Genomic DNA, 4,978 nt, shown 5'->3' on the forward strand with positions numbered 1-4,978 from the left:
TCCTCCGGGCGGGGGTTCGGGGTGCGCCGAGCCTAGGCGCGTCGCGCAGGTCGGGCAACCCGTTCCGCTCGCGCGACGAGGGTCAGGGCAGCGTCAGCCCGTACGCGGCCAGCACCTCCCCGATCGGCTGGTAGTAGGTGGTGCCGCCGGAGGTGCAGTTGCCGCTGCCGCCGGAGAGGATGCCGATGATGGTGCCGGTGGCCGCCACGTAGAGCGGCCCGCCGCTGTCCCCCGGCTCCGCGCAGATGTTGGTGCGGATCAGGCCGTAGACGACGTTGCCGCCGGCGTAGTTGACGGTCTGGTTGAGGCCGGTGACGGTGCCGCAGCGCACCCCGGTGGTGGCGCCGCTGCGGCACACCGCCTGACCGACGTACGCGCTGCCGGCGCCGTAGATCGTCAACAACCCCGGATAGGTGTAGACCGCGCTGGGGTGGGCGATCCGGCCGGTGTAGCGGATCAGGCCGTAGTCGTTGTTGGGAAAGCTGGTGGCGGTGCGGGTGCCGAGCACGGTGGTCTGCGCGCTGTCGGCGTACCAGGCGCCGGCGACGGTGGTGCAGTGCCCGGCGGTGACCACGTAGTAGGTGCTGCCGCTGCGCACGTTCGCGCCGAGCGAGCAGCGGCTGCCACCGCCGTAGATGGCCTGTCCGGCGGCGATCAGGGTGCGCAGCGTTCCGGGTTCCCGGCGCAGCAGAGCGCCGGCCCGGTCGGTCACCGTCCGGAGCACCGCCAGCTGGGCGGGAGCCACGGTGTCGTCGACGGTGAGGGTCATCCGGCCGGTGGCCGGGTCGTGGCCCCAGGCGGTGCCGGGCGTGCGTACGCCGGTCAGCACGGCCGCCGGGTCGGCGGCGGGCGCGGCGGGGCCGGCCCGGTCGGGGACGGCGGCCTGCGCCGCGCCGGGCGCGACGAGCAGGAGTGCGGTCAGGACGAGGGCGACGAGCGGGCTGCGGCGCATCCGAACCTCCGAAGAGATCGAGATATATGGATGTCGTCAAGCATCGCCCGGCGGCTGTCGCCATGGCAACCACGCCCGGTCGCGCGGGTGACCAGGGGTCGGCGGGAATCGTCGATCCGGGGACGGGCCACGCCGGCGCCGCCGATAATCCTCCAAGGATGCGGCGGGAGGCCGGGCATGACCACCGGAGGCACTGCGGCGCTGGTACGCCGCCCGGAAGGATCGGCCCGGGCCACCCTGCTGGAGCTGCTCTTCGACGTGGTCTTCGTGGCCGCCCTCGCTCTGGTCTCGAAGCTGATCGCCGAACGTGAATCCTGGACCGGCGCCGCGGAGGTGCTGCTGACGCTGACGGCCATCTGGTGGACCTGGTCGGTCACCTCGACCACGACCGAGTTCTACGACCCTGATCAGCGCCCGATCCAGGTCATCCTGATGGTCGCCATGGTGGGGTCGGTGGGGATGGCGGCGGCGCTGCCGATGCTCTCGGCGGGGCACGCGATGGTCTTCGCGATCGCGTACGTCACCACGCACGTGGTGCGCGGCGTCGTCCTGATCACCTCGTTGCACCGCCAGGGACACCAGGCGGCCAAGAGACGGGCCACGCGGTTCCTGTTCTGGTTCGTGGTCTCCGGCGTCTTCTGGATCGCCGGTGCGGTGACCGGTGCGCCGGACTGGAGACTCTGGGCCGTGGCGATCGCGATCGACCTGTTCTTCGCGGCGGTCCGGTACCCGACGCCCTGGCTGGGTCAGGTGCCCATCGAGCAGTACGACCGGACCACCGGGCACCTGGGCGAGCGGTACCAGCAGTTCATCATCCTGGCCCTCGGCGACATCATCCTGGTGCCCACCCTGGAGGTCAGCGGGACGCAGCTCGACCGTTTCCGGCTCATCGCCCTCTCCTGCGCCTTCGCCATCATGCTGCTGCTCTGGCAGATCTACGTCTTCCGGGCCGGTCAGTTCCTGTTGGCCGGGGCCGAGGCGAGGCTGGCGTCCCGACTGGCTCCGTACACCCATCTGGTGATGCTGGCCGGCGTGGTCGGCACGGCGGCGGCGTTCGACCTGGTCATCGCCCGGCCGACCGGAGCGACGCCGGTGCGGTGGCTCATGCTGATCGTCGGCGGTCCGCTGCTGTTCGTGCTCGGGCGCGTCCTGTTCACCTGGATGGTGACCAACAACGTGTCGTGGCGGCGGTTGGCCTGGCAGCTCCTGCCGCTGCTGGTGCTGCCGTGGGCCGGCGGTTGGCCGCCGCTGCTGGTCACCGTGGTCGTGGCGGCCGGGCTGGCCGGTCACATCCTGACCCCCGGCGGGGGTCGGGAGACCAGGCCGGGGCTGGAGTGGCGGCGAACCGACGACTGACCCCGCGACCGTCAGGCGAGGTGTCGGGCGGCCCACTCGGCGAGGTCCCGGGCGCAGGCGTCGACCGAATCCCGCCAGGTCCGCGCCGCGCCCTCCCCCGCCTCGTCGCTGACCTGCTTGACCAGCCGGCACGGCACGCCGGCCTGGTTGGCGGCCCACGCCACCGCGTACCCCTCCATGTCGACCAGGTCGGCGCGCTGCGCCAACCGGTCCCGTGCGGCGTCGTCGGCAACGAACGTGTCGCCGGTCGCCAGCACGGCGCCCTCGGCGGCCAGCGGCAGCGGCGCCCCGTACGTCTGGCCGGTCAGCGTGCGCAGCAGTGCGGTGTCCAGGTCGTGCTGGAGCACCGTGGCGACCTCGTGGATGCCGGCCCAGCCGGGCCGCAGCGCTCCCGCCGTGCCCAGGTTCAACAGCAGGGCGGGGCGCGGGCCGGCGGCCAGCACCGCCGCCACCGCGCTGGCGGCGTTCACCTTGCCCATCCCGGTGAGCAGCACCGGCAGCTCCGGCGGGAGGTACCGGGCCTCCTCCTCGACGGCGAGCACCACCAGCGGACGATCGGCCCGGACCGTACCCCGAAGAATCACCGCAGCATCGTACGGGCCGTCCCGGCGGCCGGCGCGGCGACGTCGGCGGACGTGTGCCCAGCCATCATTCAGCCGGCTCGCACCGCGTGTTCAGCCTGGTGCGGCAGGCTGGTCCGGCGAGCCACCGGACCCACCCGGGCGCGTCGTCGCCCGATGCGGCGACCGCGCCCGGACGAGAACCGTCCGGTCCGCCGACGGAGAGGTTGACGACGGTGTACGACGGGCAGGAGTTCCTCCGCGACAACCGCTGGTGCCTGAGCAGGCGGGCGCTGCTGACCGGGGCCGGTGCGGTCGGTGCGGCCGGACTGCTGAGCGCCTGCGGCGCCGGCGACCCCCCCGCCGGTCAGGCCGCTGCCACACCCGGCACCGTGCTGGCCCGTACCGCCGACGTGCCGGTGGGCGGCGGCACGGTCGTCGACGGTGTGCTGGTGGTCCAGCCCGAGGCCGGCGCCTTCACCGCGTACGACGCGACCTGCCCGCACCAGGGCGTGCGGGTCGGCGCGCCCAACGGCGGGGTCATCACCTGCCCGGCGCACAACTCCACCTTCTCGGCCAGCGACGGCGCTCGCCTCGGTGGCCCCGCGACGCGGGGGCTCACCGAGATCCCCGTCCGGGTCGACGGCACCAACATCATCCGGGCCTGACGAGGCCGGCCGCCGCGGTCAGTCGTCGGCGAAGCGGTACAGGACGAAGTCCTTGTCCGCGCCGCACGCGATCACCCGGGTGTTCCACGAGCAGGACGCGCTGCGGACGTCCTGAAGCTCACCCAGATCGTCGACCTCGCCCGACTCGGCCCACACGCCGGCCAGGACCCGGTTGTCCGCCACCGTGCTGGGCGCCTTGGCGAAGACCAGCAGGTTTCCCTCATCGAGGCGGACTGCCACGCCGCGGCGGTCCCGCAGCACCGCCTTTCCCTTCGCGTCGAAGAGGGTGACGGTCGTCTCCGGGCTCTCCCGCTGGGCGAGCAGCTGGGCGCCGAGCGGAACCAGGCCGGTCACATTCGGTGCCGACCACCGAACCGTGTTCTCACCCTCGGTCGCGGCCACCACCTCGGTGCGCTCGGCCTCGCTGTTCGGCACCTCCAGCAGGCACGCCCGCCGCTTTCCGCAGGCGACCAGCTCCGCCGGGCGGCGCTGATCGTCCCCGGCCCGATAGAGAACCACGGGCGTGGCGTCCGAGTTCAGGTCGTACGCCAGCAGCTGGTACCCGCCGTCATTCGCGGCCACGTAGAGCCGGTCCTCGTGCGCCACCACCAGGTCGTCGAGGTCCGCGACGTTGTCCCACCGGCGCACCACGGAGCCGGTGGCCATGTCGAGCAACCGAGCCGACCGGTCCGCACCGATCTGCACGAGTCGCCGCCCCTTGCTCGTCCACGGGTTGCGGGGCGAGCCGTCGAGGTACGCCGGCCCGCCGGCCGCCTCGTCGGTGCCCACCGGCCAGACGACGGTGCGACGGCCGTCGTACTGGCCGCGAGGGTTGGGCTCCGTCCACGTCTCGTCGCCGTTGCTCAGACGCAGGCCGACCAGTCGGCCGCCGGCCCGGTCCACGAGCACCGCCACGCCGTCGGCGAAGTACACGGTGTCGTCACCACGGATGGCCCGGTTCCAGCGCTGCGCGCCCGAGCGACCGTCGAGGACGGCCAGCTCGCGGGGGGTGCTGTCGCCCGGCGCGTCGGCGATGACCGCGACCGCCCCGGGAACGGCCACCAGCCCCGCCCAGTCGTCGGCGGTGACCTCGGTCTGCTTGCGCCACAGCTCGTCGCCGGTGCCGGTGTCGACGGCGACCACCTCCAGCCGTTTGTCCGCCAGCGGGTACCCGAGGTAGGCCCGGTCCTCGAGCACCGCCGTCCACGTACCGGCCGGCCGCTCGGGGCCGGCCGGCGGCCGGGACAGCTCACGCAGCGACCGGAACTCCAGGTCCGGGTAACGGTCACGGAGGAAATAGAGCGTCGCCGCGGTGGCCACCCCGGCCAGGGCGAGCACCGCGCCGAGCACCAGCCAGCGGGCCTGCCGCCAGCGCGCCCGGGAAGCCGGGGCGGTCGGCGGCGGGGTGGCACCGGAACCGCCGGCCAGGGTTGCCGGTACGC

At 73.5% G+C, this 4,978-nt stretch carries 5 protein-coding genes; 2 read left to right on the plus strand and 3 right to left on the minus strand.

What is annotated here, in order from left to right; translation table 11 throughout:
- Positions 1–82 precede the first annotated feature (82 nt).
- Positions 83–952, minus strand: coding sequence for a S1 family peptidase (locus EAD98_RS01040; RefSeq protein WP_121652219.1), 870 nt, complete (start codon positions 950–952; stop codon positions 83–85).
- 177 nt (positions 953–1,129) lie between these two features.
- Here EAD98_RS01040 and EAD98_RS01045 point away from each other — a divergent pair, with 177 nt between their 5' ends.
- Positions 1,130–2,308: a low temperature requirement protein A gene (locus EAD98_RS01045; RefSeq protein ID WP_121676465.1), complete on the plus strand. Its 1,179-nt coding sequence runs from the start codon at positions 1,130–1,132 to the stop codon at positions 2,306–2,308.
- An 11-nt stretch (positions 2,309–2,319) separates the two neighbouring features.
- Here the strand turns inward: EAD98_RS01045 and EAD98_RS01050 are convergent, their stop codons facing one another.
- The gene (locus EAD98_RS01050; protein WP_121652221.1) at positions 2,320–2,892 is read right to left on the minus strand and encodes a nucleosidase; all 573 of its coding nucleotides are present in this window, start codon (positions 2,890–2,892) and stop codon (positions 2,320–2,322) included.
- Between the two features lie 212 nt (positions 2,893–3,104).
- Between EAD98_RS01050 and EAD98_RS01055 the strand changes: the two genes are divergently transcribed.
- Positions 3,105–3,536 carry a Rieske (2Fe-2S) protein gene (locus EAD98_RS01055; RefSeq protein ID WP_121652222.1) on the plus strand — a complete coding sequence of 144 codons (432 nt, stop codon included), beginning with the start codon at positions 3,105–3,107 and terminating at the stop codon, positions 3,534–3,536.
- Between the two features lie 18 nt (positions 3,537–3,554).
- Here EAD98_RS01055 and EAD98_RS01060 read toward each other — a convergent pair.
- Positions 3,555–4,978, minus strand: a 1,424-nt coding sequence (locus EAD98_RS01060) for a PQQ-binding-like beta-propeller repeat protein (RefSeq protein ID WP_147457306.1), incomplete at its 5' end; no start/stop codon positions are given.

Source organism: Micromonospora sp. CV4 (genome assembly GCF_003667455.1).
In the GTDB taxonomy this organism is placed as follows: Bacteria; Actinomycetota; Actinomycetes; order Mycobacteriales; family Micromonosporaceae; genus Micromonospora.

Excerpts from the sequence above, each read along its gene's own strand:
- EAD98_RS01040 (WP_121652219.1), bottom strand. The coding sequence starts at position 952 with ATGCGCCGCAGCCCGCTCGTCGCCCTCGTCCTGACCGCACTCCTGCTC.
- EAD98_RS01045 (WP_121676465.1), top strand. The coding sequence starts at position 1,130 with ATGACCACCGGAGGCACTGCGGCGCTGGTACGCCGCCCGGAAGGATCG.